The sequence below is a fragment of the Streptomyces sp. NPDC004284 genome, assembly GCF_042874035.1.
Lineage (GTDB): Bacteria > Actinomycetota > Actinomycetes > Streptomycetales > Streptomycetaceae > Streptomyces.
In genome coordinates, this window is sequence record NZ_JBIAMJ010000002.1 from 708,156 (window position 1) to 733,276 (window position 25,121).

General features: G+C 73.1%; 21 protein-coding genes. 7 read left to right on the forward strand and 14 right to left on the reverse strand.

All coding sequences use genetic code 11. The features are described from left to right. The first annotated feature begins 123 nt into the window (after window positions 1-123). Entirely contained in the window at window positions 124-696 is a 573-nt protein-coding gene (locus ACFYUS_RS08345; RefSeq protein WP_388847209.1) for a histidine phosphatase family protein, read from the forward strand. A gap of 225 nt (window positions 697-921) precedes the next feature. On the opposite strand, the gene ACFYUS_RS08350 is transcribed toward ACFYUS_RS08345, so the two are convergent. The 10 genes from ACFYUS_RS08350 to ACFYUS_RS08395 form a co-directional block, all read right to left on the reverse strand. Continuing rightward, entirely contained in the window at window positions 922-3,192 is a 2,271-nt protein-coding gene (locus tag ACFYUS_RS08350) for a M4 family metallopeptidase (RefSeq protein ID WP_388847211.1), read from the reverse strand. 377 nt (window positions 3,193-3,569) lie between these two features. Next, the gene (locus ACFYUS_RS08355; protein WP_388847213.1) at window positions 3,570-4,658 is read right to left on the reverse strand and encodes a FecCD family ABC transporter permease; all 1,089 of its coding nucleotides are present in this window, start codon (window positions 4,656-4,658) and stop codon (window positions 3,570-3,572) included. Further along, entirely contained in the window at window positions 4,655-5,686 is a 1,032-nt protein-coding gene (locus tag ACFYUS_RS08360; RefSeq protein WP_388847215.1) for a FecCD family ABC transporter permease, read from the reverse strand. Before ACFYUS_RS08360 ends, ACFYUS_RS08355 begins: the two co-directional genes overlap by 4 nt. A 15-nt stretch (window positions 5,687-5,701) precedes the next feature. Next, window positions 5,702-6,754, reverse strand: a complete 1,053-nt coding sequence (locus ACFYUS_RS08365) for an iron-siderophore ABC transporter substrate-binding protein (RefSeq protein WP_388847217.1) — start codon at window positions 6,752-6,754, stop codon at window positions 5,702-5,704. A 195-nt stretch (window positions 6,755-6,949) separates the two neighbouring features. Beyond that, window positions 6,950-7,681 (reverse strand): hypothetical protein, encoded by a 732-nt coding sequence (locus ACFYUS_RS08370; RefSeq protein WP_388847219.1) that lies wholly within the window; start codon window positions 7,679-7,681, stop codon window positions 6,950-6,952. An 82-nt stretch (window positions 7,682-7,763) separates the two neighbouring features. Continuing rightward, window positions 7,764-8,759, reverse strand: a complete 996-nt coding sequence (locus ACFYUS_RS08375; protein WP_388847221.1) for a LacI family DNA-binding transcriptional regulator — start codon at window positions 8,757-8,759, stop codon at window positions 7,764-7,766. Then, complete coding sequence (locus tag ACFYUS_RS08380) at window positions 8,756-10,549, reverse strand: glycoside hydrolase family 36 protein (protein WP_388847223.1); 1,794 nt, start codon at window positions 10,547-10,549, stop codon at window positions 8,756-8,758. Before ACFYUS_RS08380 ends, ACFYUS_RS08375 begins: the two co-directional genes overlap by 4 nt. Next, complete coding sequence (locus ACFYUS_RS08385; protein WP_388847225.1) at window positions 10,546-11,373, reverse strand: carbohydrate ABC transporter permease; 828 nt, start codon at window positions 11,371-11,373, stop codon at window positions 10,546-10,548. Before ACFYUS_RS08385 ends, ACFYUS_RS08380 begins: the two co-directional genes overlap by 4 nt. Next, a complete protein-coding gene (locus tag ACFYUS_RS08390; protein ID WP_388847227.1) occupies window positions 11,370-12,296 on the reverse strand; it encodes a carbohydrate ABC transporter permease in 927 nt (308 codons plus the stop codon). Before ACFYUS_RS08390 ends, ACFYUS_RS08385 begins: the two co-directional genes overlap by 4 nt. Next, window positions 12,293-13,636, reverse strand: a complete 1,344-nt coding sequence (locus ACFYUS_RS08395) for an ABC transporter substrate-binding protein (RefSeq protein WP_388847229.1) — start codon at window positions 13,634-13,636, stop codon at window positions 12,293-12,295. The genes ACFYUS_RS08390 and ACFYUS_RS08395 overlap by 4 nt, the downstream gene beginning before the upstream one ends. A 188-nt stretch (window positions 13,637-13,824) precedes the next feature. Between ACFYUS_RS08395 and ACFYUS_RS08400 the strand changes: the two genes are divergently transcribed. Further along, window positions 13,825-15,792 (forward strand): hypothetical protein, encoded by a 1,968-nt coding sequence (locus ACFYUS_RS08400; RefSeq protein ID WP_388847231.1) that lies wholly within the window; start codon window positions 13,825-13,827, stop codon window positions 15,790-15,792. Continuing rightward, a complete protein-coding gene (locus tag ACFYUS_RS08405) occupies window positions 15,789-16,928 on the forward strand; it encodes an aminotransferase class V-fold PLP-dependent enzyme (protein ID WP_388847233.1) in 1,140 nt (379 codons plus the stop codon). Before ACFYUS_RS08400 ends, ACFYUS_RS08405 begins: the two co-directional genes overlap by 4 nt. A 6-nt stretch (window positions 16,929-16,934) precedes the next feature. On the opposite strand, the gene ACFYUS_RS08410 is transcribed toward ACFYUS_RS08405, so the two are convergent. Then, on the reverse strand, window positions 16,935-17,630 hold the full coding sequence (locus ACFYUS_RS08410) for a beta-glucanase (RefSeq protein WP_388847774.1): 696 nt from the start codon (window positions 17,628-17,630) through the stop codon (window positions 16,935-16,937). Window positions 17,631-17,840: 210 nt separating this feature from the next. Between ACFYUS_RS08410 and ACFYUS_RS08415 the strand changes: the two genes are divergently transcribed. The 3 genes from ACFYUS_RS08415 to ACFYUS_RS08425 all read left to right on the forward strand — a co-directional run bounded on the left by ACFYUS_RS08415 (window position 17,841) and on the right by ACFYUS_RS08425 (window position 20,295). After that, complete coding sequence (locus ACFYUS_RS08415) at window positions 17,841-18,881, forward strand: NAD(P)-dependent alcohol dehydrogenase (RefSeq protein WP_388847235.1); 1,041 nt, start codon at window positions 17,841-17,843, stop codon at window positions 18,879-18,881. 73 nt (window positions 18,882-18,954) lie between these two features. Next, entirely contained in the window at window positions 18,955-19,641 is a 687-nt protein-coding gene (locus tag ACFYUS_RS08420; protein ID WP_388847237.1) for a hypothetical protein, read from the forward strand. A 279-nt stretch (window positions 19,642-19,920) separates the two neighbouring features. Beyond that, window positions 19,921-20,295 carry a VOC family protein gene (locus tag ACFYUS_RS08425; protein WP_388847239.1) on the forward strand — a complete coding sequence of 125 codons (375 nt, stop codon included), beginning with the start codon at window positions 19,921-19,923 and terminating at the stop codon, window positions 20,293-20,295. 53 nt (window positions 20,296-20,348) lie between these two features. Here the strand turns inward: ACFYUS_RS08425 and ACFYUS_RS08430 are convergent, their stop codons facing one another. Continuing rightward, window positions 20,349-21,689 carry an amidohydrolase family protein gene (locus tag ACFYUS_RS08430; RefSeq protein WP_388847241.1) on the reverse strand — a complete coding sequence of 447 codons (1,341 nt, stop codon included), beginning with the start codon at window positions 21,687-21,689 and terminating at the stop codon, window positions 20,349-20,351. A gap of 222 nt (window positions 21,690-21,911) precedes the next feature. Between ACFYUS_RS08430 and ACFYUS_RS08435 the strand changes: the two genes are divergently transcribed. After that, entirely contained in the window at window positions 21,912-22,919 is a 1,008-nt protein-coding gene (locus ACFYUS_RS08435; protein ID WP_388847243.1) for an aminoglycoside phosphotransferase family protein, read from the forward strand. A gap of 39 nt (window positions 22,920-22,958) precedes the next feature. On the opposite strand, the gene ACFYUS_RS08440 is transcribed toward ACFYUS_RS08435, so the two are convergent. Both ACFYUS_RS08440 and ACFYUS_RS08445 read right to left on the reverse strand, forming a co-directional pair. Continuing rightward, the gene (locus tag ACFYUS_RS08440; protein WP_388847245.1) at window positions 22,959-24,236 is read right to left on the reverse strand and encodes a sugar ABC transporter permease; all 1,278 of its coding nucleotides are present in this window, start codon (window positions 24,234-24,236) and stop codon (window positions 22,959-22,961) included. Continuing rightward, window positions 24,233-25,015 (reverse strand): ATP-binding cassette domain-containing protein, encoded by a 783-nt coding sequence (locus ACFYUS_RS08445; protein ID WP_388847247.1) that lies wholly within the window; start codon window positions 25,013-25,015, stop codon window positions 24,233-24,235. The genes ACFYUS_RS08440 and ACFYUS_RS08445 overlap by 4 nt, the downstream gene beginning before the upstream one ends. Window positions 25,016-25,121 lie beyond the last annotated feature (106 nt).

Below are 25,121 nucleotides of genomic sequence, written 5' to 3' on the forward strand. Positions count from 1 at the left end.
GTGCGGGGACCGCAGCCAAGGGCGTGAGGCCGGGATCACTTTCCGTACACCCCCCGGTAGAGTCCCCGCGCACCACTCCGATCCCGCCGGCCCCCACCGCCCCATCCGCCGCAAAGGACCCCGATGACAGTCCGGTTGACGCTGATCTCGCCCGCGACGAGCGAGGCGCTGCGTGAGGTCCGCTTCGACGACGACGGTCCGCTCGACCCGGCGGGCCTCGCCCGCGCCGAGGCCGTCGCGTCCGCCGTCGGCCCGTCCCCCCGCGCGTACACCTCGCCGTCCCGGCGCTGCCGCGGCACGGCGGAGGCCCTCGGCCTGCGCGCCGAGCCGCTGGACGAGCTGGTCGGCTGCGCGATGGGCCGGTGGCGCGGCCGGACCCTGGAGGCCGTCGCCGCCGTCGAGGAGGCCGCGCTCTCCGCCTGGCTGTCCGATCCGACGGCGGCCCCGCACGGCGGGGAGTCCCTGCGCGACCTGCGCGTCCGGGTCGGCGCCTGGCTCGACGGCCTCCAGGACGGCGCCGGGCGGATCACCGCGGTCGTCGAACCGGACGTGATCCGCGCCGCGACGGTCCACGCCCTCGCGGCACCGGACGCGACGGCCTGGCGCCTGGACGTCCGCCCCTTGACCGCCGTCCACCTGAGCGGCCGCGCCGGGCGCTGGAACCTGCGCGCGGGAGAGGAGCTCGTACCGCGCTAGTTCTGCCGTCGCGTGTCACGCCCGCAGCAGGGATGACGAGGGCGACAGCGGCTTCGCACGATCCGGCGGTTCCCGCCGCGGCGGGTGGCGATCCCGAGGGCGATGACCCCGGCGGTCCCGAGCTCTTGCGGTCCGGAGCCCGGAACGGCGTTCGGGTCCGGCCGGTCATGGCCGGCCGGACCCGGGCGGGAGGGGCCCCGCCGCGTCAGTGCGCCGTCACCGAGGTCAGAAGACGAGCCTCCAGCTGTCGATGTAGCCCGTGTCGCGGCGTTCCATGTCCTGGACCCGGAGCCTCCAGGTGCCGTCGGCGACCTGGCTGGAGGCGTCCACGGTGTAGGTGGCGCGCAGGTTGGCGCCCGAGTCGCGCCAGTTCCACTTCCTCAGCGGGTACACCGTGCCGTCGGGGGCGACCAGGTCGACGACCAGGTCACCGCGGTAGGCGTGCTTGATGTCCACGTCCACCCTGAGGTCGCTCGGCGCCCGGCCCGAGAGCCCGGTGACGTCGACGTCCGAGAAGACCGGGGTGCCCGGGACGCCCGCGCCCCCGTCCGGGATCGCCACGTCGGTGGTGTTCTCGAAGATGCCCCGGGCGACGTACCAGGTGAAGGTCGCCGTGCTGAGGCCGTGCACGGAGCCCCTGACGGTGACGGTGACGTCGCTGGTGCCCACCGTGGTGGCGGTGCCGGTGATGAGGCCGGTGTGGTGGTTGATGGTCAGGCCCTCGGGGAGGCCGGTGGCGAAGTAGGTGAGGGCGCCGGGGTTGAAGCCGGTGGCCTGGATCTGGAAGTCGGTGGCGGTGTCGACCGCGCTGGTCCGGGGGCCGGGGTTGGTCAGCATGATGCCGTCGACGATGCGCGGGCCGACGTTGACGGCGGCCCAGGCGTTGGCGGCGTTGACGTAGGTGTCGCTGCCCGTCCCGTACAGGTCGGCGGCGGCCTGGAGGGTGGCGGTGCGGGCACCGGCGTAGTCGGTGGACGAGGTCATGTAGGTGGTGAGGGCCCGATACCAGATCTTGGCGGCGGCGTCCCGGCCGATCGCGGTGACCGGCAGGCCGTCGGAGGTCGGGGAGTCGTAGTCCACGCCGTTGACGGTCTTGGCGCCGCTGCCCTCGGAGGCCAGGTAGAACCAGTGGTTGGCCGGACCGGAGGAGTAGTGGACGTCGAGGGAGTCGATGCCGGAGTACCAGGCGTCGGCGGACCTTCCGTCCTTGGAGGGCTTGTCCATGTAGCGCAGCGGGGTGCCGTTGCCACGGATGTCGATCTTGTCGCCGGCGAGGTAGTCGCCGGCGTCGGAAGCGTTGTCGGCCCAGAACTCCACCGCGGCGGACATGATGTCGGAGGTGGCCTCGTTGAGACCGCCGGACTCGCCGCGGTAGATCAGGCCCGCGGTGTTGGCGGTGACGCCGTGGGTCATCTCGTGGGCGCCGATGTCGATGGAGGTGAGCGGCTTGGCGTTGCCGGCGCCGTCGCCGTAGGTCATGCAGAAGCAGGTGTCGGACCAGAACGCGTTGACGTAGTTGGTCCCGTAGTGGACGCGCGTGTAGGCGCCGACGCCGTCGTCCTTGATGCCGTTGCGGCCGTGGACGGCCTTGTAGTAGTCCCAGGTGAGCTGGGCGCCGTAGGCGGCGTCCACGGCGGCGGTCTGCCGGTCGCCGGTGGTGCCGTCGCCCCAGGTGTCGTCCGGGTCGGTGAACAGCGTGCCGGTGCCGGTGCCGTTGCCGCCGTTGAGGTCGTAGGTCTTGTGGCCGCCGCGGGCGCCGTCGGTCATCGAGTGGCCGCCGTCGGCCGGTGTGGTGCCGATGGTGACCTGACCGGAGTACTTGCTGTTGCCGACGCCGGTCTCGATGCCCTGGAACTCGAACAGCTTCGCGCCGGTCGTGGCGTCGGTGACGACGTGCAGCTCGGAGGGGGTGCCGTCGGCCTGGGTGCCGCCGACCACCGTCTCCCAGGCCAGGGCCGGGGTGCCGGACGCGGCCCAGACGACCTTGCGGGCGGTGTCGGCCTCGGCCTCCGCGACGCCCTCGGCCTCGGCGCGGTCCAGCGCGAAGGCCTTCGCGGAGCCGGCGCTTTCGGCGGCGGTGGTGGAGGCGACGGTGATGGTCGCGTCGGTGGCCTTGGTGACGCCCTTGGCGGAGCCGTTCGCGGCGGTGTGGACGATCAGGTCGCCGCCCAGGACCGGCAGCCCGGCGAAGGTCCGCTCGTAGCGGGTGTGCACCGTGCCGTCGGCGTCCTTCAGGACGGACTTCACCCATAACCGCTCCTGGCCGCCCAGGCCCAGGGTCTCGGCGGTGGTGGCAGCGGTGGCCTGCGCGTCGGCGAGCAGCATGGCGCGCTCACTCGGGCTGAGCCGGACCTGCAGCGCGCCGGCCCGGACCTGTGCCTCGGGTGCGTCGGCCCGGGTGCCGGCGGTGGCGGAGGTGGGGAACGCAACGGCGATCAGCGCGGCGCTCGCCATGAGCGCGCTGGCGGCGGCAGCCTTGCGAGGGGTCGATCTCACACGGAACTCCTTCTGTGGCGACCTGGGTCGAGGTCGGTAACAGCCCGGGCAGGGGGTGCTGCCCGAGGAGAGCTGGCGGTGCGGTGAGGAGGACACGGCCGCGGCAATACGAGATTCCCGTGGGGAACGCCTTGCTCCGTGCGGCCGACCGAGAGCCTGGCATCGCCGATCTGTGCGTGTCACCCGCTCGGTGGTGTCCGGTTCCTGACATGCCGGATTCCGACAGTCCGGGTGACTCCCTCCGGTCCGGCCGCCGCACACCGTGGTGTGACGGCGGCACCTCGGCACCGGCGGATCTCCGCACCACCCGGCCCGCCGTCACCTCGGCCCCGCACCGGTCGACCTCCGGATGCGGTCCGTCGGCCCGTCGCGTCGGATCAGGCCGGGCGCTTCCACTCCCGCAGCAGCAGATAGCCGAGGTACGCGCCTCCGACGGCCATCGTGTACAGGCCGACCGGCAGGTTGTCGAAGAGCGGCAGCTGCTGGGCGGTGAGGTCGGCGAGGACCAGGAGCAGCGCGCCGAGCAGGGTCGACATGACCAGGTGCGGGCCGCCGCTCCGGGTGACCCGCTTGGCGATCTGCGGCGCCGTCAGGGAGACGAAGGCGATCGGCCCGGCGACGGCGACGGCGCCGGCGGACAGGAGGATCGACAGCGTGACCGCCGCCGTCGCCGTACGGGCCGGGCGGGCGCCGAGGCCGGTGGAGAGGTCGTCGCCCATCTCGCCGATGCCCAGGGGCCGTGCGAGGAGCGCCGCGAGCGGCAGGCAGACGAGCAGCACCAGCCAGATCGTCGTCGCGTCGTCCCAGGAGCGGGCGGCGAGGCTTCCGTTGATGTAGGCGGTCAGCGCGCTGGCCTTGTCCCGCTCGACGGCGTAGACCACGTACTGGGTCAGCGCCGTCGACATCGCGGCCACACCGATGCCGGCCACGACCAGGCGCCCCGGGTTGCGGAATCCCGTCCCCGTGGAGAAGTACACGACCGCCATCGCGGTCACGGCACCGAGCAGCGCGCCCACGGGCACCGGCACGACGTCCGGGAAGAACAGCGCGGCGGCCGCCGCACCCGCCCCGGAACCCGCGCCGAGCCCGATGACGTCGGGACTGCCCAGCGGATTGCGGGTGACCGACTGGAAGAGGGCCCCGGACAGGCCGAAGGCCGCGCCGGTGCCGATCGCGACGACGAGCCGCGGGCCGCGCAGCCGGTTCAGCACGAAGGCGTTCTTGCCGGTGGCCTCGCCCATGAGCGCCGACGGAAGGTCGGCCGGGTCGATGCCGAGCCTGCCCATCGACAGGGTCGCCACGGCCGCCCCGAGGAGCAGCAGCAGCGTCACCACGGCGGCGATCACGGTGGGACGGCGGACGGGGATCGCGACCCACGGGCCGATCCGCAGCAGGCTCCGGCCCGCGGGCCGGAGCGGCCGCGAAGCCGCCCCGGCCGGGTTCTCGTTCAGCTCGGCGGTCCTCATGCCGCTCCCCTCATACGACGGACGGCGAAGAGCAGCGCGGGCGCGCCCACGAAGGCGGTGACGACACCGACCATCAGCTCCTGCGGGCGGAGCAGCACGCGGCCGATGACGTCGGCGAACAGCAGCAGCGTGGGCCCCGCGAGCGAGGTGAACAGGATCTGCAGGCGGAAGTCGGCGCCCACGAGCACCCGGACGAGGTGCGGGACGGCGAGCCCGACGAAGGCGATCGGGCCGACGGCGGCCGTCGCGGCGGCGCTGAGCAGCGTCGCCGCGAGGAGTCCGGCGCCCTTGACGCGCGCGGGGCTGATGCCGAGGGACGCGGCCTTGTCGTCGCCCATCGCCATGGCGTTGAGCCCGGGCGCGAGCAGCACCGCGAGGACGAGGCCGACGGCGGCGAACGGCAGGACCGCCCAGAACGCGTCGAAGCCGCGCCCGCCGAGCGAACCCACCACCCAGTAGCGGTACGTGTCGAAGACCTGCGGCCGGGACAGCGCGACGGCCTGGATGAACGCGGCGAGGACGGCGGAGAGCACCGCGCCGGCGAGCACCAGGCGGACCGGCCCGCTGCCGCCCGCCGTGCCGACGAGGTGGACGACCACACCGGTCGCCAGGGCGCCGGCGAGGGCCCACCAGACGGTCTCCTGCTGCCCGGAGGCGCCGAGGAACGCGGTCGCGGCGACGATCGCGGCGGACGCGCCCGCGTTGATGCCGAGGAGTCCCGGCTCGGCGAGCGGATTGCGGGTGATGCCCTGCATCAGCGTGCCCGCGACGCCCAGGCAGAGGCCGGCGAGCAGGCCGAGCGCGGTGCGCGGATAGCGGCTCTCGACGACGGTGCGGACATAGCCCTCGCCGTCACCGGTGACGACCCGGAGGACGTCGGCCGCGGACGTCGGCTTGCTGCCGAACATCACGCTGGCCAGGACCGCCAGGGCGAGCAGGACCAGGCACAGGGCGGCGGCTGCGAAGTGCCGGGCGGGGCCCCGCCGTACGACGGCGGGGCCCCGCCCGGTCCGGGAGAGAGTGGTCACGCTCGGGACCCGCTGCTACTTCCCGGCCTTGGCGACGGCCTTGTCGATCATCGGGAGGTACCGCTCGATGCTGTACGGCACCGTCAGCGGGTTGATCATCGACGAGGCGGTGACGAAGGGCTGGTCGTCGCTGTACACGAGCGCGCCCTTCTCGACCGCGGGGATGGCCGCGTACAGCGGCTGCGCCTCGATCTCCTTGCGGGACTTGTCGTCCGTGTAGAAGGTGAAGGCGATGTCGCTCTTGGAGAGCTTGTTGGCGTTCTCCAGGCCGATGAGGGCGGAGTCGGTGCCCTCGGTCTCCTTGAAGGTGTTGACGACCGGGTCGACCTTGAGGCCCAGCTTGGAGACCATCGCGACGCGCTGCTCCTCGGGCTTGAAGACGCCGAGGGTGCCGGGGCCGGTGTTGTAGATGTACGAGAACGTGACGTTCTTGTAGTTCGGGCGCGAGGCGGCGGCGTCGGCGAGCTGCTTGTCGATCTCGGCGGTGAGCTCCTTGGCCTTCTCCGGCTGCCCCAGCGCCTTGGCGACGATGTCGATCTGCTGGTCCCAGTCGGTGCTCCACGCCTTGTCGGGGTAGGCGACGGTCGGCGCGATGTCCTTGAGCAGGTCGTACTGCTTCTGCGTGATGCCCGACCAGGGGGCGAGGATGACGTCGGGCTCCAGCTCGGTGATGGCCTCGATGTCGAGCTCCTCACCGCCGTCGAACTGCTGGGGCAGCGTGGCGCCGGCCTTCTTCACCGCGTCGTGGATCCAGGGCAGGTAGCCGGTCTTGTCGCTGCCCCAGGGGTAGCTCTCGATGCCGACGGGGACGTCGCCCAGGGCGATGGCGGTCTCGGCGGAGCCCTGGCCGAGGGTGACGACCCGCTTCGGCTTCTCCTTGATGACGGCTTCGCCGAGCGCGCTCTTGATGGTGACGGGGAACGCCCCCGCCGGAGCCTTGGCCGCCGAGTCCTTCGGGGCGTCCTTCGTGTCGTCCGAGCCGCACCCGGTCACCATGAGGCCGAGCGAGACCGCGGCGGCACCCGCCACGAGAACGCGGCGGCGGAAGGGGGTGAACACTGCAGGCATGGCGGATCCTTGTCTCCGGGCAGAGGTGTGCTGACGCCCCGCCCGGCGCTCCTCCAGGCACGGGAATGCCGAGGCAGCGGCCCTCGCGAGGCGCTTGTTAGGTGAGCCTAACCTATTCTCGCCCGGTCCGGTACGCCGGGCCGCGCCCCTCGGCCCGCCCTCCGTGAAGTGCCGTCGCCCCTCCGTGAAGCGCCGTCAGGCCGACGCCTCCCACGCCGTCGTCAGCCCGTCCAGCCACGCCGGCGGCAGCTCGGCGGCGTCCCACTCCTCGTGCAGGTCCGCCGACGCGGTGGCGAGCCGCTCCAGGACGGCCACGCTCGTGGGGGAGTGGATGAGGGAGTACCGGCCGTGGATCGCGATCGCGCTGCCGGGCCCGTACTCGGCGTACAGCCGCTCGAGCCGCGCCCGGTGCGTCGAGGTGAACTCCGTCAGCCGCCCCGCGTACCCCGCCCGCTGACGCGAGCTCATCGTGCCGAGGAGCGCCCGCAGCACCTGCTCGGTGACCTCCGGGTCGAGATCGGAGACCTCGGTGAAGGAGAGGTAGAGCGGGGTGACCGCCACATTGGTCCGCTCCAGCTCCGTCCGCCCCACGGGAGGACGGTCGTCCGGCGAGGCGGCCGACGGATCCGCGGCGACGGCGTGCCGCAGCGCCCGCTCGGAGACGGCCCCCAGCTCCTCGGTGACGGTGCGGACCCCGTCGAGCCAGCCGGAGGCGTACGCCTCGCCCTTCCCCTCGGGCGCGCTCCGCCCGGCCGCGCCGACCTCCTCGTACGCGAGGGCCAGCGCGCCCGCCTCGACGAAGCCGATCAGCTCCTCGGCGTCGCCGGACCAGACCCCCGCCCGCGCGAGCAGCTGGAGGAGCGTCCGCTTCGCGTTGACGACACTGGCCTCGTCCAGCTGCTGCGGTCCTTCTCCGGCGGTACTCACAGGGTCCTCCTCGCCTAGGCGTACGGCATCGCGCGGCCCTTCACGGAACGCTCCGTTCGAGCCTACGCAACACCCGCCCCCGCTACCGAGCGGCCGGGCCCGTCGAGGCGCGGATGACCAGTTCCGGGTCGAAGAGGAGCTCGCCGGTGGGGACCTCGCGGTTGCCGACCAGGGCGAGGACGCTGCGGCCCACCTCCAGGGCCAGCCGGTCGGCGGGCTGACGGACCGTCGTGAGCGCCGGGTCGGTGAACTCGGTGACGGACGAGCCGTCGTAGCCCACCACCGAGACGTCGTCCGGCACGGACAGGCCCTGGCGGCGGATGCCCCGGACGGCGCCGAGCGCCATGAAGTCGCTGGCCGCGACGATCGCGGTGGCGCCGAGCCCGACCAGGGCCGTGGCCGCCGCCTGCCCGCCCTCCACGCTGTACGACTGGCGGACCACCCAGCCCTCCGCGTCGTCGATGCCGCGCCGGGCCATCGCCTCGACGAAGCCCCGGACCCGCCGGTCGGCCGGCCGGTTCCCCGAGGGGCCCGAGGCCATGCCGATGCGCCGGTGCCCCAGCCGGTGGAGGTGGTCCACGGCCAGCTCGGCCGCGAGGGCGTCGTCGGTGGAGAAGACCGGGACGGGCACGCCGTCGGCGAACTCGCCGTTGATCCCGACGTACGGCACGCGCCGCTGGCGCAGCAGCTCGTAGCCGTCGGTGTCCGCGCCCTCCACCGTGTTGGAGGAGGAGAGGAAGACGACGGCCGCGATGCCCTTGTCGACCAGGGAGGTCAGATAGTCCAGCTCCTGCACCCCGCCGGCGAAGACGGGACACAGCACCGTCTTCAGGCCGTGCGGGGCGAGCGCCGACTCGATGCGCTCGGCGACGTCCGCGAAGAAGGGGTTCGACACGAACTCGGTGACGACCGCCACCAGCTGGCCCTGCGTCTGGCGCTCGTAGCCGAGCTCGGCCATCGCCCGCTCGACCGCCTCGCGGGTCTTCCGCGACACCCCCTGCCGCCGGTTGATCACCCGGCTGACGGTGGCCTCGCTGACCTGTGCGTGGGCTGCGACGTCGGTGATGCCGACCTTCATCGCGGTCCTTCCGTGAGTACGAGCGACACCAGGCCGCCGCGCGGGACGGCCAGCGGGCGGGGTCCTTCCGGCAGGTGCGCGGGCGGATCAGCCATCATACGGCCGTCCGGCCCGTGGACCCGGGCGGTCACCCGGCCGCCGCCCCCGGTCACGTCCACCACCAGCCGGTCCCGGTCGGAGCCGTTGACGAGGTGGATCCGGCGGTACGCGGTGAAGTCGAGCCCCACGACCCGGTCGCCGTGCACGCTCATCAGGCACTCGTCGCCCCGGGCCGCGACCACCAGCGGGTACAGCTCGTCCGGCCGCCCCGGCTCCACGGTCCCGTCGAGCAGCAGCTCCCGGTGCAGCAGCCAGCGCCCGAGCCAGAACCGTACGGCCGCCAGGTGCGCGGGCGGCACCTCGTCCAGGCGCACGGAGATCTGCGGCACCGCGTGCAGCGCCCCGATCAGCTGCCGGGCCACCGCCTCGACCGGCGCCGTCCGGGACCACATCAGCATGTCGGCGTGGACGGCGCCGCCCACGGCGAGCAGCGAGGTGTCGAGGGTCTGGATCCGGTTGGCCGTCGCGTCCGCGGGGCAGTCCACGGACCGCAGCATGTTCCCGAACGGCGCCATGCCGGGACCCGTGTACGGCTGGCGCAGTTCCAGCAGCAGCCCGGGCCGTACGGCTTCCAGGGCCCGGCGCAGCTCGGCGAGGAGCCCGGCCATCGCCCGGCCCACGTCCCCCGCGCCGTCCCCGGCGTACACCGCGGCCTCGTCGAGGAAGTCCAGCTTGAGCCCGTCGAGTCCGTACGCGTCGACGAGGGAGACGCACAGCTCGATCACGTGCCGGCGGACCTCGGGGAGGCGCGGGTCGAGCACCCGGGCGCCCGGCACGGTGGCCGGGGCGGGCGCCGAAGCGGCCCAGCGGTCGTGGCAGTCGGCCTCCGGGCCGAGGAGGAGGGGCGCGACCCAGAGCAGATAGCGCAGCCCCCGGGCGCGCACCCGTGCCACGTGCCCGGCCAGGTCGGGGAACTTGGCGGGGTCCGGCTGCCAGTCGCCGCAGCCGGCGTAGCCCCGGCCGTTGCCGTGGCGCTGCCAGCCGTCGTCCAGGATCAGCACGCCGCAGCCCAGGTCGACGGCCGGCCCGGCCTGCGCCTCGACGGCCGCGGCGGTGACGTCCTGGTTGAAGGCGTACCAGGTGGAGTACACCGGGAGCCTGGCCGCGTCCGGTACGGGCATCGGCGGGTGGGCGGCGGCGAACCAGGCGCGCAGCGGCCGCAGCGCGGCCGCGACCGACGGCGCGCGCGGCACGAGCAGCAGCCGGTGCGGCTCCGCCGAGGCGGGGAGGCTCAGGTGGACGACGTGGGTGTCGTTCTCCTCCGAGACCCCGAAGCGGACGTCGGCCTCGGGGACCGGGTCGGCGGCGGCGAAGGTGAGGAGGGTGGCGCCGGAGTGCTCGTACAGACAGCCGGCGGCGGGTCCTTCGACCAGGCCGGCCCGGGTGCGGCCCGCCCAGTCGGCGACCAGGGTGCGCCGCCAGCCGCCCTGCGGGTGCCAGTATCCGGTCGCGTCGCCGAGCGGCACCGTGAGGCGGATCTCGACGGGGACGCCCTCGGCGCGGACGGTGAGCAGGCGCAGCCCGTCCGCGGGCGGGGCCAGGTCCCACCGGGGCGTCACCCCGGGGTGGTCGGGGGCGAGGACGGCGATCGACACGTCGTCGAGCAGCGGCTCGGCGGGGGCCGGGGCGGCGTGCGCGGTGGTCACGGGGACGGTCGGGTGCGAGTGGTCCATGTGCATGATCTCGTTCATTCCTTCACGGCGCCCGCGAGGAGGCCGGAGACGAAGTGGCGCTGGAGGGCGAGGAAGACCACCGCCATCGGGACGGCGGCGACGGCGGTGCCGGCGAGGATGGCGCCGTAGTCGGTCTCGTCCAGGCCCTGGAGGGAGGCGAGCGCCACGGGGAGGGTGAACGTGCTGTCGTCGCGCAGCACGATCAGCGGCCAGACGAAGTCGTTCCACTGGTACAGGAAGAGGAACAGGGCGAGCGCCGCGAGCGCCGGGCGCATCGGGGGCAGGGCGACCCGCCAGAGCAGCCGGAGCTCTCCGCAGCCGTCCATCCGGCCCGAGTCGAGGAGTTCCGCCGGGAGCGCGGCCATCGACTGGCGCATCAGGAAGATGCCGAAGGGCAGCGCCAGGTTGGGGGCGATCACCGCCTGGTAGGTGTCGAGCCACCGGAGCTCGGCCATCATCGTGAAGAGCGGTACGAGGGTGATCTGCGCCGGTACGACCAGGCCGAGCATGAGCAGGCCGAACAGGGCCTCGCGGCCGCGGAAGCGGTAGGTGGCGAAGCCGTATCCGGCGAGGGTGCACACGGTGCCGGCGAGGAGCGTGTAGACGAGGGCGATGCCCAGGGAGTTGAGGACGACCCGGCCGAAGTCCGCCGTGTCCTGGAGGGTGGCGAGGTTCTCGGCGAGGTGCCCGCCGGGCAGCAGGGGAGGCGGGCTGTCGAAGAGCTCCCGCGAGCTGTGGGTGGCGCCGACGGCCAGCCAGTAGAAGGGGACCGCGACGGCGGCCAGGGCGAGGGCGAGCCCGGAGGTGAGCAGGATGCTCCGGCCCGGGTTTCGGGTGGTCACGTCTTCTCCCCGAGGAGGCGGAACTGGATCAGACCGAGCAGTCCGACGAGGACGGTGAGGGCGTACGCGATGGCCGAGGCGTAGCCGAAGTCGAAGTACTTGAAGGCGTTCTGGTAGAGGTACACGCCGATGGTCAGGGTCGCGTTGTCCGGTCCGCCGCCGGTGAGGACGTACGGCTCGTCGAAGAGCTGGAGCGTGCCGATGGTCGACAGGACGGTGGTGAGCAGCAGCGCGGGCCGCAGTCCGGGCAGGGTGACGTGGCGGAACGCGCCCCAGGCCCCGGCGCCGTCCACGGCGGCCGCGTCGTACAGCTCGCGCGGGACGGTCTGCAGCCGGGCCAGCAGGATGACGGCGTTGTAGCCGGTGTAGTGCCAGGTCAGCGCCAGGCCCAGGGAGATCCGCGCCCACAGCGGGTCGGTCAGCCAGGGCACCGGGTCCGCGCCGAGCAGCCCGAGGAGCCAGTTGACGAGCCCGTAGTCCTTGTTGAGGAGGACGGAGAAGACGATGCCGTACGCGACGAGGCCCGTGACCATCGGCAGGAAGAACCCGAGCCGGAAGACCGGACGGCCGCGCAGCAGCTTCGAGTCGAGCGCGACCGCGAGCGCCGTGGCGAGCGCCAGCATCACCGGGACCTGGACGGCCAGGATCACCCCCGTGTTCCGCAGCGCGGTCCAGAACAGCGGGTCGTCGGCCAGCCGGACGTAGTTGTCGGCGCCCACGAAGGTCTCGGTGCCGCCGGTCGTGCGGTGCAGGCTGAGCAGGAACGAGCGGCCGATGGGGTAGAGCTTGAACACGGCGAAGAGCAGCACCGCGGGCAGGACGAAGAGGTACGGGGCGACCCGGCCGCGCCGCCGTCGGAGCCCGGCGGCCGGGGCGGGTCCGGCGGCCGGGGCGGCGGGCCGCGTGCTGACGGCCTGGGTCATCGGGCGGCTTTCCGGCCGGTCTGGCGGGCCAGCTCACGGGCCGCGTCGGTCAGCGCCTTCGCCGGGTCGGCGCCCTTGAGGAGCACCTTGGACTGGGCGTCGGTGACGAGCTTCAGGGCCCGGGCGTAGTCCGAGGTGTAGTTCACGGCGGGGCTGGGGGCCTTGAGGGCGTCGAGGAAGACCTCGCCCTTGCGCTGCCCGCTGAAGAAGGCCGACGGCTGGTGGAAGACGGGGTCCTCGTACGCCTTGAGGAGGGCGGGCGCGATGCCCTTGCCGCGGTAGATCCGCACCTGGGAGGCGGGGCGGGTCAGCGCGAACTCGACGAAGGACCAGGCGGCGGCCTGGTGCCTGCTGCTGCCGGCGACGGCGAGATGGGTGGAGTTCACCGTGGCCGCGGTGGGACCGCCGCGGCGGACGGCCGGGGGCAGCCGGACCTTCCACTTGCCGGCCTCGTCCGGCACCTGCTCCTCGATGATCCCGCCGAACCAGGTGGGCCAGGGCAGGACGGCCGCGGTGCCCCGCTTGAGCGAGCTCATCAGGGCGTTCCATCCGCCGGCGAGATCGCTGACGAGCCCGGCGTCGTTCATCGTCTTGATGAGCGTCATGGCCCGGACGGCCTCGGGGGAGTCCAGGGTGATGCGGCCCTCCAGGTCGAAGTAGAAGGCGCCCTGGAGCTGGAGCAGCATCTGGAAGAAGTTGGCGGCGTCGGGCTGCGAGGCCGGCTTGTCGATGCCGAGGAGGTGGACGCCGGTCTTCGCCTTGAGGCGCTTGCCGGCCTCGATGGTCTCGTCCCAGGTCCGCAGGGCCTCGACGTCGACGCCGGCGCGCTCGAAGAGGTCGGCCCGGTAGTAGAAGCCGGCCGAGTTCGCCTCCCAGGGAAGGGCGTCGACCCTCTTGCCGTCGGGGGAGACGGTCCCCCAGAGGCCGGGCGCGAAGGCGTCCTTGTACGCGGTGGCGCCCAGCGGGGCGAGGTCGGCGAAGGCGCCGGGGAAGCGCTCGACGTATCCCGGCAGGTAGTCGACGCCGATGTGCAGGACGTCGGCGAGGCCCTGGCCGCCGGCGGCGAGACCGGCCGTGATCTTGTCCCAGATCGCCGGGTTGCCGATGTCCTCGACGGTCACCTGGATGTCCGGATAGGTCTTGTTGAACTCCGGTATCAGGGCCTTGAGCTCGGCGGCCGGGCCCTGCCAGGACCAGACCGTGATCCGGCCCTTGCGCGCGTCTCCGGCGGCGCCGCCGCCCGTGTCGCTGCCGCTGCCGGAGCAGCCGGTGAGGGCGAGCGTCAGGGCGCCGGCGCCCATGCGGAGGACCTGTCGTCTTCCGGGGTCTCTGTCTGTCATGGGGCGGGACGTTACAAGCGGATCGATCGAAGTTGCAATCCATCGTAGAAAACTTTCAGTTCGACAGGCTGTTGATGATTGCCAGATCTCTTGCAAGCCGTCAGGTGGGGTTGTTAGCGTGCCGCGCGCCGACCGATCACCCGAAGCGGTCCCACCCCGAACCGCTCGCCCCCGATCCGGGAGAACCCATGACGCGTTCCCGTACGACGCTGCTGCTCGCCGCCGCCCTCGCGTTCCTCGCTCCGCTCGCCACGGCCCACGCCGACCCCGCGCGGCCGTCCGCGCCGGCCCCCGCGCTGCTCGCCGTGACCGATCCCGGTTTCGAACAGGGCGGTGCGGGATGGGAGTTCACCCGCGGCACCGGAGTCGCGGTCAACAACCCGCACGCCGGGAGCCGGCTCGCCTACCTCGACGCCGGCAGCGGCATGACGGTCTCCCAGACCGTGACGGCCACCGGCCACGGCAGCTATCTCGTCTCCGCCTGGATCGCCACCGGCGGACCCGGAGGCCGGTACGTCCTCAGGGTCAACGGCGCCGACGTCGCCGCCCGCACCCTGCCCGCCGCCGCGAACTACCGCCGCCACACCCTCGGCGGGGTCACGCTCGCCCCCGGCGACCGCCTGGAGATCGCCTTCGAGTCGGGCCAGGGCTGGATCAACGTCGACGACGTCATGGTCTCCCCGGCGACCCCCGCCGACCCCCGCGTCTCCTCCAGCGACCCCGAGATCGCCGCCATGTTCGACTGGGCGAAGAGCAAGGCCGGCAGCTGGGTCCACCTGCCCGGCACCCAGGGCCCCCTGAACGCCGACGAACGCCAGACCGGCGGCACGGGCACCGGGGTCTACGCGCCCTCCTACTGGGCCGGTTACGCCAACCGGAGCGGCTACTACTCCCGCGACGCGGCCCACCAGCTCGCCGGCGCCGGAGTCCTCGGCCTGCACGCCGAGAACCGGGAGATGCTGCGCGCCTTCGCCGCCTCCGCCACCGCCGGGCACGCCTACTACCCGGTCTGGGCACTCAACTTCGACAACCGCACGCCCCTCTCCATCGACTACCGGAGCCCGAGCCTCTTCGTCCGCGAGGTGCCCGCCCCCTTCGAACTCGTCCAGAAGGCCGAGGAGGCGTACCGCTGGAGCGGGGACCCCGCCTACCTCGACGACCCCGCCCTCTGGGAGTTCTACCGGCACACCACCGAGGAGTTCGTCGCCCTCCACGACGGGCAGAAGGACAACGGCCCCGTGAAGGTCGCCGAGGGCACCGGCCGGGGCATCTTCCAGGGCACCGCCAGCTACAACGAGCAGAGCGACGAACCCCTCACCGAGGCGGGCGACGCCATCGGCTCCCAGTACCAGGCCTACCGCGCGATGGCCGCCCTCGCCCGCGCCAAGGGCGACCGCGCGACGGCCGACCTCTTCGGGCGCCGCGCCCGCGACCTCAAGGCGTACTTCAACTCCACCTGGAGCGGAACCGGTTCGGGCGCCGACATGGTCCGCGGCTACACCACCGACGGACGCGCCCTGACCGGCTGGGGCAAGGAGAACAGCTGGTTCATGCCGATGAAGGGCATCATCGCCCCGGGCGCCCGCCGCGAGGCGTACCTCGACTACGTCGACGCCCAGGCCGAGGGCGACGGACGCCCCGACAACATCGAGGCCCTGACCTACCTCCCGGACACCTTCTTCGCCGGCAACCGCCCCGACACCGCCTGGAAGTGGATGCGCCACATCTACGCGCAGAAGGACGTCCAGCACGTCAACTCCCGCCAGGGCACCAACGGCGACTACCCCGAGGTCTCCTTCACCCTCGTCGCCCAGACCGTCCAGGGGCTCATGGGCGTCACCCCGAACGCCCCCGCCCACACCCTCACCACCCAGCCGCGACTGCCCTCCGGCATGGACTGGCTGAGCGTCGAGGACCTGCGCATCGGGGACTCCGCCTTCACCCTCCGCCACGACGAGGACCGCCGCTCGACCCTCACCCACACCACCGGCACCACCGCCTACACCTGGGAGGCGCGCTTCCCCGGCGCCCACACCGCCGTCACCGTCGACGGAGTCCGCCGCCCGGCCCGTACCGAGGTCGTCGACGGAGTGACGTACACGGTCGTCCGCACCCACGTCGCCCCCGGCAGGACCGTCACGGTGGAGGTCCGATGAGCACGCCTGCCGAATTCCCGGGCGGGACCAGGCTGTTCCGCCTCACCCCTGACGTGGCCCACCTCAACCACGGCTCCTTCGGCGCCGTGCCGACCCCGGTCGCCCGGGTCCACCGGGACCTCGTGGCCGAGGCGGCGACCGACCCCGACGCCTTCTTCCTGGGCGTCCCGGACCGCGTCGCCGAGGCCCGCGGACGCGTCGCCGCCCACCTGGGCGCCGACCCGGAGGGCGTCGCCTTCGTCACCAACGCCACCGAGGCCGCGCAACTCGCCCTCGATGCGCTCCGGTTGGACGCCGACGACGAGATCCTGGTCACCGACCACGGCTACGGCACGGTCGTCGCGGCGGCGGCCCGCCGCGCCCGGACGGTCACCGTCGCCCTCGACCCCGCCCTCCCGGACGAGGACGCGGTGCGCGAGGCGGTGATCGCCGGGCTCACCCCCCGGACCAAGGTGGCTCTCCTCGACCACATCAGCTCGCCCACCGCCCGGCTCGTGGCGGGGCCCCGGCTGCTCGCCGAGCTCCGCGAGCGCGGGGTCACCACCGTCGTCGACGGCGCCCACGCACCCGGCATGCTCGCCGAACCGCTGGCCGGACGCCCCGACTTCTGGTTCGGCAACCTGCACAAATGGGCGTACGCCCCGCCGGGCAGCGCCGTCCTCGCGGTGGCCCCCGCCCACCGGGCCCGGGTGTCCGCGCCCGTGCCCTCGTGGGAGGACGACCGGGGCTTCCCGCGCGCGGTCGAGTACCGGGCCACCGCCGACTACACGGGCTGGCTCGCCGCCCCCGAGGGCCTCGACCTGATCGCCCGGCTCGGTGCCGACGGCGTCCGCGCCCACAACGGCGCACTCGTACGCCACGGGGCCGAGCTGCTGGCCGGACTCCCCGGCCTGACCCCGCTGCCGTACACCGAGGGCCTCGCGATGCGCTCGCTGCGCCTGCCCCGGGGCCTCGCCCGCACCCAGCAGGAGGCCGCCGCGCTGCGCGAGGAGATCGCCGCCCGGCTCGGCTGCCGGGTGCTGATCTGGCCCTGGCCGGACGGCGGCGGCATCCGGATCTCCGGGCAGGTCTACAACCGGCCCGAGGAGTACGAGCGCCTCGCCGCCGGCCTGCGCACGCTGCTCGCGGAGGGCTGAGGGGGGCTATCGGTTCCGGTACACGCGCAGCTCCGCCACCTCGTACGACATCTCCGAGACGTCCGGGCCGGGCGCAGGGTGGTACCGGCCCGCGCAGACGGAGAGGTTCACGATGAGGTGCGCCCGCCAGGAGCGCCCCACTCCGCGGCGGTCGTCGAAGACACGCGCTCCGTTCACCCACCACACCACGGAGCGCGCCCCGAACTCGACCCGGAGGTCCACCCACGCCCCCGGCCGGATCGCCGGGTCCCGGAAGTAGAGGTACCGGCCCCGCACCCGGTTCGACAGCTCCAGGAGGTCCGGGTTGTCGGGGTGGTACTCGAAGACGTCGATCTCCTGGCCGCCGTCGAGCCAGGTCCAGATCGCCGGCCAGGCGCCCGTCTCCACGGGCAGCCGCACCCGGGTCTCCAGGACGTCGCCCGTCCGCACCAGGAATCCCTCCGCGCTGCCCTCCGTCGTGAGCAGCCCGGCGTCCCAGAGCCCGTCGTCCCTGCGGGTGGCCCGGAAGGTCCCCGTGCGGCTGTACGAGGGGTCCTCCACCAGGTAGTCGAGCTTGTTGTCGCCCCGATTGGTCGGTCCGCCGTCGGGATAGGCCCACGAGCGGCCCGCGACCCACTGGTCGGCGGAGGTGAAGTCCGCGTCGAGGACGAGGTTCGCGGGGGTCGACGCCGGACCGCGCCCGCCGGAACCGCCGCCGCGCAGGAACCGGTCGAAGAAGTCGGAGAACACGGCACCACTCCTTTCCGCGCGGGCCTCCGCCGGTCCGCGGGCGTTCCGTTTTACTGTGGCGCGCGCGGGCCGGGGGAGGGGGCGATTGGCGACAACTCGTCACCGAAATCGCTGAATGTCCTGCGAGGACATTGATCGGTGTATGTTACAAGTATCCTCGGGGGCACCGGAAAGGACACCGTCATGAAGGCACTCCAGTACCGCACCGTGGGCGCCCCGCCCGAGGTCGTCACGGTCCCCGACCCCGAACCCGGACCCGGGCAGGTGCTCCTCGAGGTCACCGCCGCCGGCGTCTGCCACTCCGACATCGCCGTGATGAGCTGGCCCGCCGAGCAGTTGCCCTTCCCGCTGCCCCTGACCCTCGGTCACGAGGGCGTCGGCACGGTCGCCGCCCTCGGCCCCGGCGCCGAGGGGTTCGCCGTCGGCGACCCCGTCGCCGTCTACGGCCCCTGGGGCTGCGGCACCTGCTTCATGTGCGCCCAGGGCAAGGAGAACTACTGCCTGCGGGCCGCGGAGCTCGGCATCAGGCCGCCCGGCCTCGGAGCGCCCGGCGCCATCGCCGAGTACATGATCGTCGACAGCCCGCGCCACCTGGTGCCGCTCGGCGACCTCGACCCGGTGCGGGCCGTGCCGCTCACGGACGCCGGCCTCACCCCGTACCACGCCATCAAGCGCTCCCTGCCGAAGCTCGTCCCCGGCAGCACCGCCGTCGTCATCGGCACCGGCGGGCTCGGCCACGTCGCCGTCCAGCTGCTGCGCGCCATGACCACGGCCCGGGTCGTCGCCCTGGACGTCACCGAGGAGAAGCTCGCCCTCGCCCGCTCGGTCGGCGCGCACGACGCGGTCCTGTCCGACGCCGCGGCCGCGCCCACGATCCGCGAGCTGACCGGCGGCCGGGGCGCGGAGGTCGTGCTCGACTTCGTGGGCGTCCAGCCCACGGTGACGGCCGCCGGCGCGATGGCCGCGGTGGAGGGCGACGTCACCATCGTCGGCCTCGGCGGCGGCGCCCTGCCCGTCGGCTTCGGCAGCCCGGCGTACGAGGTCTCCGTCGCCTCCCCGTACTGGGGCACCCGCGCCGAGCTGATCGAGGTGCTCGACCTGGCCCGTACCGGCGCCGTCGACGTCCACGTCGAGACCTACGGCCTGGACGAGGCACCGGAGGCGTACGAGCGGCTGCACGAGGGCCGGATCGACGGCCGGGCGGTCATCCTCCCGAACGGCTGACCCGCCCGCGCGCAGGGACGCGGGCCCGGAGCCCGCCGCGCGACGATCTTCACCCCGGCTCGTTGACCACGCCGTGAAGAACGTCGGCACCGGGCGACGCGCCCGCCTCCTCGTCTGCGCCGTCGCCGCCCTGCTCCTGGGCGCCGCCGGCGCGCCCGGCGCGCACGCCGGCCCCGGCCCGCGGGACTGCCCGGCCGCGGAGATCTTCGCGACCGACAACACCGCGATCATCACGGACCCCGACGACCCCCGTCTCGACACCCGCCTCACCCGCTTCGGCCACGAGGTGCGGCGGATCGTCCGCGCCCACGGCGCACGGCCGGGCGCCTCGGAGCTGCTCGACGGCGTCTTCTGGTCCGAGGAGCTGCGGCAGGCGACGTACGAGCGGTCCCGGGAGTTCGACGTCGAACGGGTCGGCCGCGACGGGCTCCGCCGCATCGCGGGCGTCATCGCCGAGCGGTACGACCAGGAGGCCGTGCTCACCTTCCGCTGCCTGCCGCGCACTTCGCCGGAGACCGACGCCGTCGAGATCGAGGTCCCCGGGGTCCGGGCGAGCGGCCTGCGCGAGGCGCTCCTCGCGGACCCGGAGGCCCGCGAGAAGCTCGGCGGCGGTTCCGTCACTGTCGACGGCCGGCTCCTCCTCGTCGCCCCGGTCGACGACCTGCCGCCGGCCCGCAGGCTCACGACCGCCCTCGGTGCCGACTGGGACCGGGCCCAGGTGCGGTACGGCGACCGGGAGTTCGTCACCGGCACGCCCTGAGCGGACCGCGGCGGGAACTTCTCGGGGCGCCGCGCGATTTCGGCCATATGAGGGGCGGGAACGCGCGGTCCGCCTTGTTCCGGCGCGGGTCGATCGAGTAGCGTCGCCCGTCATGAACACCGGACCGGCGACGAGCCACGCACAGACGGGCCATCCGGTGGACGACTGACCGCTCGGCGGGTGCGCGACAGGCACCCCGACGGTTCGGCACGCGGACCCCCCAGTGCTCCAGCACTGCGAGTCCCTTCCCCGTGTCGAATCAACAGCGAGGTCATCCACATGGCAGTCACGTTCAACCACACCATCATCGCGTCCAAGAACCGCGACGAATCCGCGCGTTTCTTCCGCGAGTTGCTGGAACTCCCCGAGGCGCCGTCCTGGGGTCCCTTCCGCAACGTCCAGCTCACCGACGGCGTCCTGCTCCAGTTCGCCGAACCGCCGGTGGACATCCAGATGCAGCACTACGCCTTCATGGTCGACGACGACCTGTTCGACCGGACCTACCGGCGCCTGCGCGAGGGCGGCATCGAGCACTGGGCCGATCCGCAGATGAAGCGCCCCGGCGAGACCAACACCGAGCACGGCGGTCGCGGGGTCTACTTCAAGGACCCCTCCGGGCACGCGATCGAGCTGATCACCCGGCCGTACTTGTAAGTCGCCCCGTGCCCGCGTGCGGGCCCGGTGGGCACCGGGCCCGCACGGCTTCGTCAGGCGAGGAACTCCCCGTCGCGGGCCACGACCACACCACCGTGGACGACCATGTCCCGGCGCGGCATGTCGACGACGACCTGCGGCAGGCACTCGCCCCGCACCAGGACGAAGTCGGCCGGAGCGCCGGGCCGGAAGTCGGCGTGCGCGAGGCCCATGACGTCCGCGCCGCCGTGGGTCGCGACCCGGTAGCACTCGTTGAGCTCGTCGTCGAGGCGGATGTCCGTCACCCACCCGAGGATGTGCGCGCGGTGCAGCATGTCGGCGTCGCCGAACGGGCTCCAGGAGTCCCGCACGCCGTCGGAGCCGAGCCCGACCCGTACGCCGTGCTCGCGCAGCCGCGCGATCGGCAGCACCAGGGAGTCGGACGGGGCGACCGTGGTGAGGGCGATGTCCTGCTCGCCCAGGTCGGTCGCGATGGCGCCGAGTTCCCTGTCCGTCAGACCCGGCAGACAGAAGACGTGGCTGACGGTGACCTTGCCGGCGAGGGAGAGGGCGCGGGTGCGCTCGACGATGCCGCGCATCGCCTTCATGCCGTTCTCGCCGCGGTCGTGCAGGTGGATGTCCACGCCGACGCCGTGCCGGTCCGCGATGCCGAAGACGGTGTCCAGCTGCTCGTCGAGGGCCTTGTCGAAGCCGATGGGGTCGATGCCGCCGATCATGTCGATGAGGCCCTCGCGCGCCGCCTTCTCCAGGAGCGCCGCCGTGCCCGGGGTGCGGATGACACCGTGCTGCGGGAAGGCCACGATCTGCACGTCGAGGGCGTGGCGCAGCTTCTCGCGGGCCTCCGCCAGACCCTCCACCCCGGCCAGGCCGTAGGCCGGGGCCACGTCGGCGTGGGCGCGCATGCCGCGGGTGCCGCGGGAGACGGCGTGGCTCATCAGGCCGTACGCGCGCTCGGCGACCGGGCGGCGCTGGGCGCGGAACAGGTCCACGTCCTGCGCGACGTAGTCGGCGATGGAGGAGGCCGGGCGCCGCGACACCCAGGAACCGCCCCAGGTGGTCTTGTCGGGGTGGATGTGCGCGTCGACGAGGGACGGCAGGGCGATCCGGCCGCCGCCGTCGACGACCTTCGCGCCGTGCGGCGCGGGACCGTCCGAGATCCGGCCGTCGACGACCACGAGGTCCGTGGCCTTCGCCGCGCCGAACGGGCGCACGTCGCGGAACACCACGGTCCTGGACCGGTGCCCGTCGCGCCCGGCCGCCGCGGTGCCGGCGGTCGCCGCCTGGGCGGGGGCGGCCGCCGGGACGCCGGTGGCCGTGGCGCCGGCGAGGGCGGCGGCTCCGGCCAGCATGGTGCGACGGGAGAGCGCGCCGGAGGTGGGCGAGGACGACTGCATGGGGACTCCTTCGGGAGGGACTCCGGATTTTGTATACCAAGTAGCGGGAGGTGGACAAGGGTGAAGATCAGCAATGGCTTACCGCTCAGGTCGAGCTGTCATCGAGGGGTTCCGCTTCTCTGAGATTTGGTATACGAATTCTTCTCGTGTCGTCCTCGTCGCCGTGCGGGCCCCACGGATATTCGGGTGCGCCGGGCGCCGGTCCGGTGGTGGAATCACCCGATGGGACAAGCGATATCCATGACGGTCGACCGCGGGCAGTTCGCGGACGCGGTCACCCCCTGGGAGGAAGCGGCCTGGCGGGCGGCCGCGCTCGGCTGGTCGGAGCGGGAGCTCGCCCGGCACGGCCTGGCCGAGACCGGACCCCGCGAGGTCAGGGTCCGGCCCTGGTCGATCCTCGTGCGCTTCCGGACCGGAGCCGGGGAGCGCGAGGCCGTGTGGTTCAAGGCGAGCGCCCCGGACGCCGCCTTCGAGGCCGCCCTCGGGGGCGCGCTCGCCGACTGGGTGCCCGAACACGTCGTGACCCCGCTCGCCGTCGACGCCGAGCGGGGCTGGTCGCTCCTGCCCGACGGCGGGCCCCTCTTCCGGCACGTCCTCGACGCCGGCGGTGCCGGGCCGGACTCCTGGGCGGAGGCCCTCGGCCAGTACGCGCGGATGCAGCGGGCCCTGACCCCGTACACGGACCGGATGACCGACCTCGGCGTGCCCGGCGGGCGCACCGGTCAGCTGCCGGGCGTCTTCGACGGCCTCGTCGAGGGCAACGCCACCCTCGCCCCGGACACCCGCCGCGCCCTCCGGGAGCAGCGGCCGAGGCTCCTGGACTGGTGCGCCGAGCTCGACGCGTACGGCATCCCGGACTCGCTCGACCACTGCGACCTCCACGACGCGCAGCTCCTCGCCCCCGCCGCGGGCCGCTTCACCTTCTTCGACTGGGGCGACGCCAACGTCGCCCACCCCTTCAGCAGCCTGCTGGTCCCCGCCCGGGCCGTTCAGGAGCGCCACGGCCCCGAGCACGTGCACCGGCTGCGCGACGCCTACCTCGAACCCTGGTCCGATCTGGGGCCGTCCCTCCCGGAGCTGCGCCGCGCCGCGGTGCTCGCCACCCGGCTCGCCGCGCTGGGCCGGGCGGTCTCGTGGTTCCGCCTCTTCCCCGGCACGCCGACCACGGGATGCGAGGAGGCGAGCGCCCACTGGGTGAACGAACTGTTCGCGGCGTCCCCGGTGTTCTGACCCGGGGACCGGGTACGGCCCGGTGCGCCGCTCCGCGGGTCAGGCGCGGCCCGCGGCCTTCTGGCTGCGGCGGGACAGCGAGTCGACGACCACGGCGGCCAGCAGGACCGATCCGGTGATCATGAACTGGACGGCGTTGCTGACGCCCATGATGTTCATGCCCGACTGGATGGACCCGATCACCAGCGCGCCGAGGAGCGCGGACCAGACCGAGCCGCGCCCGCCGAACAGGCTCGTACCGCCGATGACGGCGGCGGCGATGACGTTCATCAGCAGGTTGCCGCCGCCGGAGGTCTGGCTCGCGGACTGGATCTGCCCGGCGAGGAAGATGCCGCCGACCGCCGCCATGAGCCCGGAGATCGAGAAGACGCTCATCCGGACGAACGGCACGCTGATGCCGGCGCGGCGCGCGCCCTCGATGTTGCCGCCGACGGCGAAGATCCGGCGCCCGTACGTCGTGCGGCGCAGCACGAAGTCCAGCACCACCAGCAGGATCAGGAAGATCAGGAGCGCCAGCGGCAGCCCCTGGTACTGGTTGAGGATGTACGCCGTGGCGAACGCGATCGCGGCGATGACCACCGTACGCAGCACGATCTCGGCGATCGGGCGGAACGGCACCCGGGCGGCCTGGCGGCGTCGGGCGTCCAGGAGCGAGGACGCGAGGAAGAGCCCGACCCCCACGGCCGCGGCCACGTAGGCGGTCGCGGGACTGTGGAAGATCGTCGAGTAGAGCTTGGAGACGATGCTCTCGCTCGGGATGTTGACCGTGCCGCTGCTGCCCAGGATCTGGAGCATCAGACCGTTCCAGAAGAGGTTGCCCGCCAGGGTGACCACGAACGCCGGGACGCCGACCTTCGCGAAGAAGAACCCGTGGATGAGCCCGACGGCCGCTCCGCCCACGAGGGCGATGAGCAGCGCCAGCCACTCGTTCATGCCGTTCAGGACGTTCAGCACGGCGAAGATGGCGGCGCACAGGCCGCTGACGGAGCCGACGGAGAGGTCGATCTCGCCGAGCAGCAGGACGAAGACGATGCCGACGGCGATCATGCCGGTCCCGACGATCTGCTGGCTGAGGTCGGAGAGGTTCTGGGCCGAGAGGAACGTGCTGTTGAGACTGCCGAAGACCGTCCAGATGATGATCACGGCGACGACGACCGGCAGCGAGCCGAGCTCTCCGCTGCGCAGCTTGCGGCGGAACTCCCCGAGGTAGCCCTTGAGGCCCTCCTCGCGGACGAGCAGTCGGCTGTCGACCGCCGGCATCGCGGCGCGTGCCGGTTCCTGGGAGGCGGAGTCGCCCCGGGCGCGGTCCCGTTTCATCGCCCCTCCTCCTCCCGCTTGCGGGCCTGGCGGCGGGTGACGGCGCTGTCGGTGGCCCCGGTGATGGCGGAGATGATCTCCTCGGTGGTCGTGGCGCGCTTGTCGAAGAAGCCGTTGTTCCGGCCGAGGCGCATGACGGCGATGCGGTCGGCGACCGCCATCACGTCCACCATGTTGTGGCTGATCAGAATGGTGCCGAGACCGTGCTCGCGGAGCCGCTCGACCAGGTCGAGGACCTCGGCGGTCTGCTCCACGCCGAGCGCGGCGGTGGGTTCGTCCAGGATGACGACCTTGGGGTCGCCGATCAGGGAGCGGGCGATCGCGACGGTCTGGCGCTGGCCGCCCGAGAGGGAGGCGACCGGGATCCGGACGCTGGGGATCCGGATGGAGAGGGTGTCGAGCAGTTCGCGCGAGCGCTGTTCCATCCGGACCTCGTCCAGGACGCCGAAGCGGCGCAGTTCGCGGCCGAGGAAGAGATTGCCGACGACGTCCAGGTTGTCGCACAGGGCGAGGTCCTGGTAGACGGTGGCGATGCCCAGGTTCTGGGCGTCGTGGGGCCGGTTGATGGAGACCGCCCGGCCCTGCCACTCGATGACGCCCTCGTCGGGCGGGTTGACCCCGGCGATCGACTTGACGGCGGTGGACTTGCCGGCGCCGTTGTCGCCGACGAGGGCGACGACCTCGCCGGCGTGGACCTCCAGATCGAAGTCCTTCAACGCCTGGACCGCGCCGAACCGTTTGGAGATCCCCCGCAGGGTGAGCACGGGTGGCTCCGGCAAGGGAACCGCCTCCTCCGCTCGCGCGAACCGCTCCGCGGTTGTTCCGGACCGGTTGTTCCGGGCCGGTTGTTCGGAACCGGTTGTTCGGGACCGGCTATTCGGAACC

What these genes read in the sequence shown, in the direction of transcription:
- ACFYUS_RS08345 (WP_388847209.1), top strand. Translation starts at nt 124, where the DNA reads ATGACAGTCCGGTTGACGCTGATCTCGCCCGCGACGAGCGAGGCGCTG.
- ACFYUS_RS08355 (WP_388847213.1), bottom strand. Translation starts at nt 4,658, where the DNA reads ATGAGGACCGCCGAGCTGAACGAGAACCCGGCCGGGGCGGCTTCGCGG.
- ACFYUS_RS08365 (WP_388847217.1), bottom strand. Translation starts at nt 6,754, where the DNA reads ATGCCTGCAGTGTTCACCCCCTTCCGCCGCCGCGTTCTCGTGGCGGGT.
- ACFYUS_RS08375 (WP_388847221.1), bottom strand. Translation starts at nt 8,759, where the DNA reads ATGAAGGTCGGCATCACCGACGTCGCAGCCCACGCACAGGTCAGCGAG.
- ACFYUS_RS08380 (WP_388847223.1), bottom strand. Translation starts at nt 10,549, where the DNA reads ATGAACGAGATCATGCACATGGACCACTCGCACCCGACCGTCCCCGTG.
- ACFYUS_RS08390 (WP_388847227.1), bottom strand. Translation starts at nt 12,296, where the DNA reads ATGACCCAGGCCGTCAGCACGCGGCCCGCCGCCCCGGCCGCCGGACCC.
- ACFYUS_RS08395 (WP_388847229.1), bottom strand. Translation starts at nt 13,636, where the DNA reads ATGACAGACAGAGACCCCGGAAGACGACAGGTCCTCCGCATGGGCGCC.
- ACFYUS_RS08400 (WP_388847231.1), top strand. Translation starts at nt 13,825, where the DNA reads ATGACGCGTTCCCGTACGACGCTGCTGCTCGCCGCCGCCCTCGCGTTC.
- ACFYUS_RS08405 (WP_388847233.1), top strand. Translation starts at nt 15,789, where the DNA reads ATGAGCACGCCTGCCGAATTCCCGGGCGGGACCAGGCTGTTCCGCCTC.
- ACFYUS_RS08415 (WP_388847235.1), top strand. Translation starts at nt 17,841, where the DNA reads ATGAAGGCACTCCAGTACCGCACCGTGGGCGCCCCGCCCGAGGTCGTC.
- ACFYUS_RS08425 (WP_388847239.1), top strand. Translation starts at nt 19,921, where the DNA reads ATGGCAGTCACGTTCAACCACACCATCATCGCGTCCAAGAACCGCGAC.
- ACFYUS_RS08430 (WP_388847241.1), bottom strand. Translation starts at nt 21,689, where the DNA reads ATGCAGTCGTCCTCGCCCACCTCCGGCGCGCTCTCCCGTCGCACCATG.
- ACFYUS_RS08435 (WP_388847243.1), top strand. Translation starts at nt 21,912, where the DNA reads ATGGGACAAGCGATATCCATGACGGTCGACCGCGGGCAGTTCGCGGAC.
- ACFYUS_RS08440 (WP_388847245.1), bottom strand. Translation starts at nt 24,236, where the DNA reads ATGAAACGGGACCGCGCCCGGGGCGACTCCGCCTCCCAGGAACCGGCA.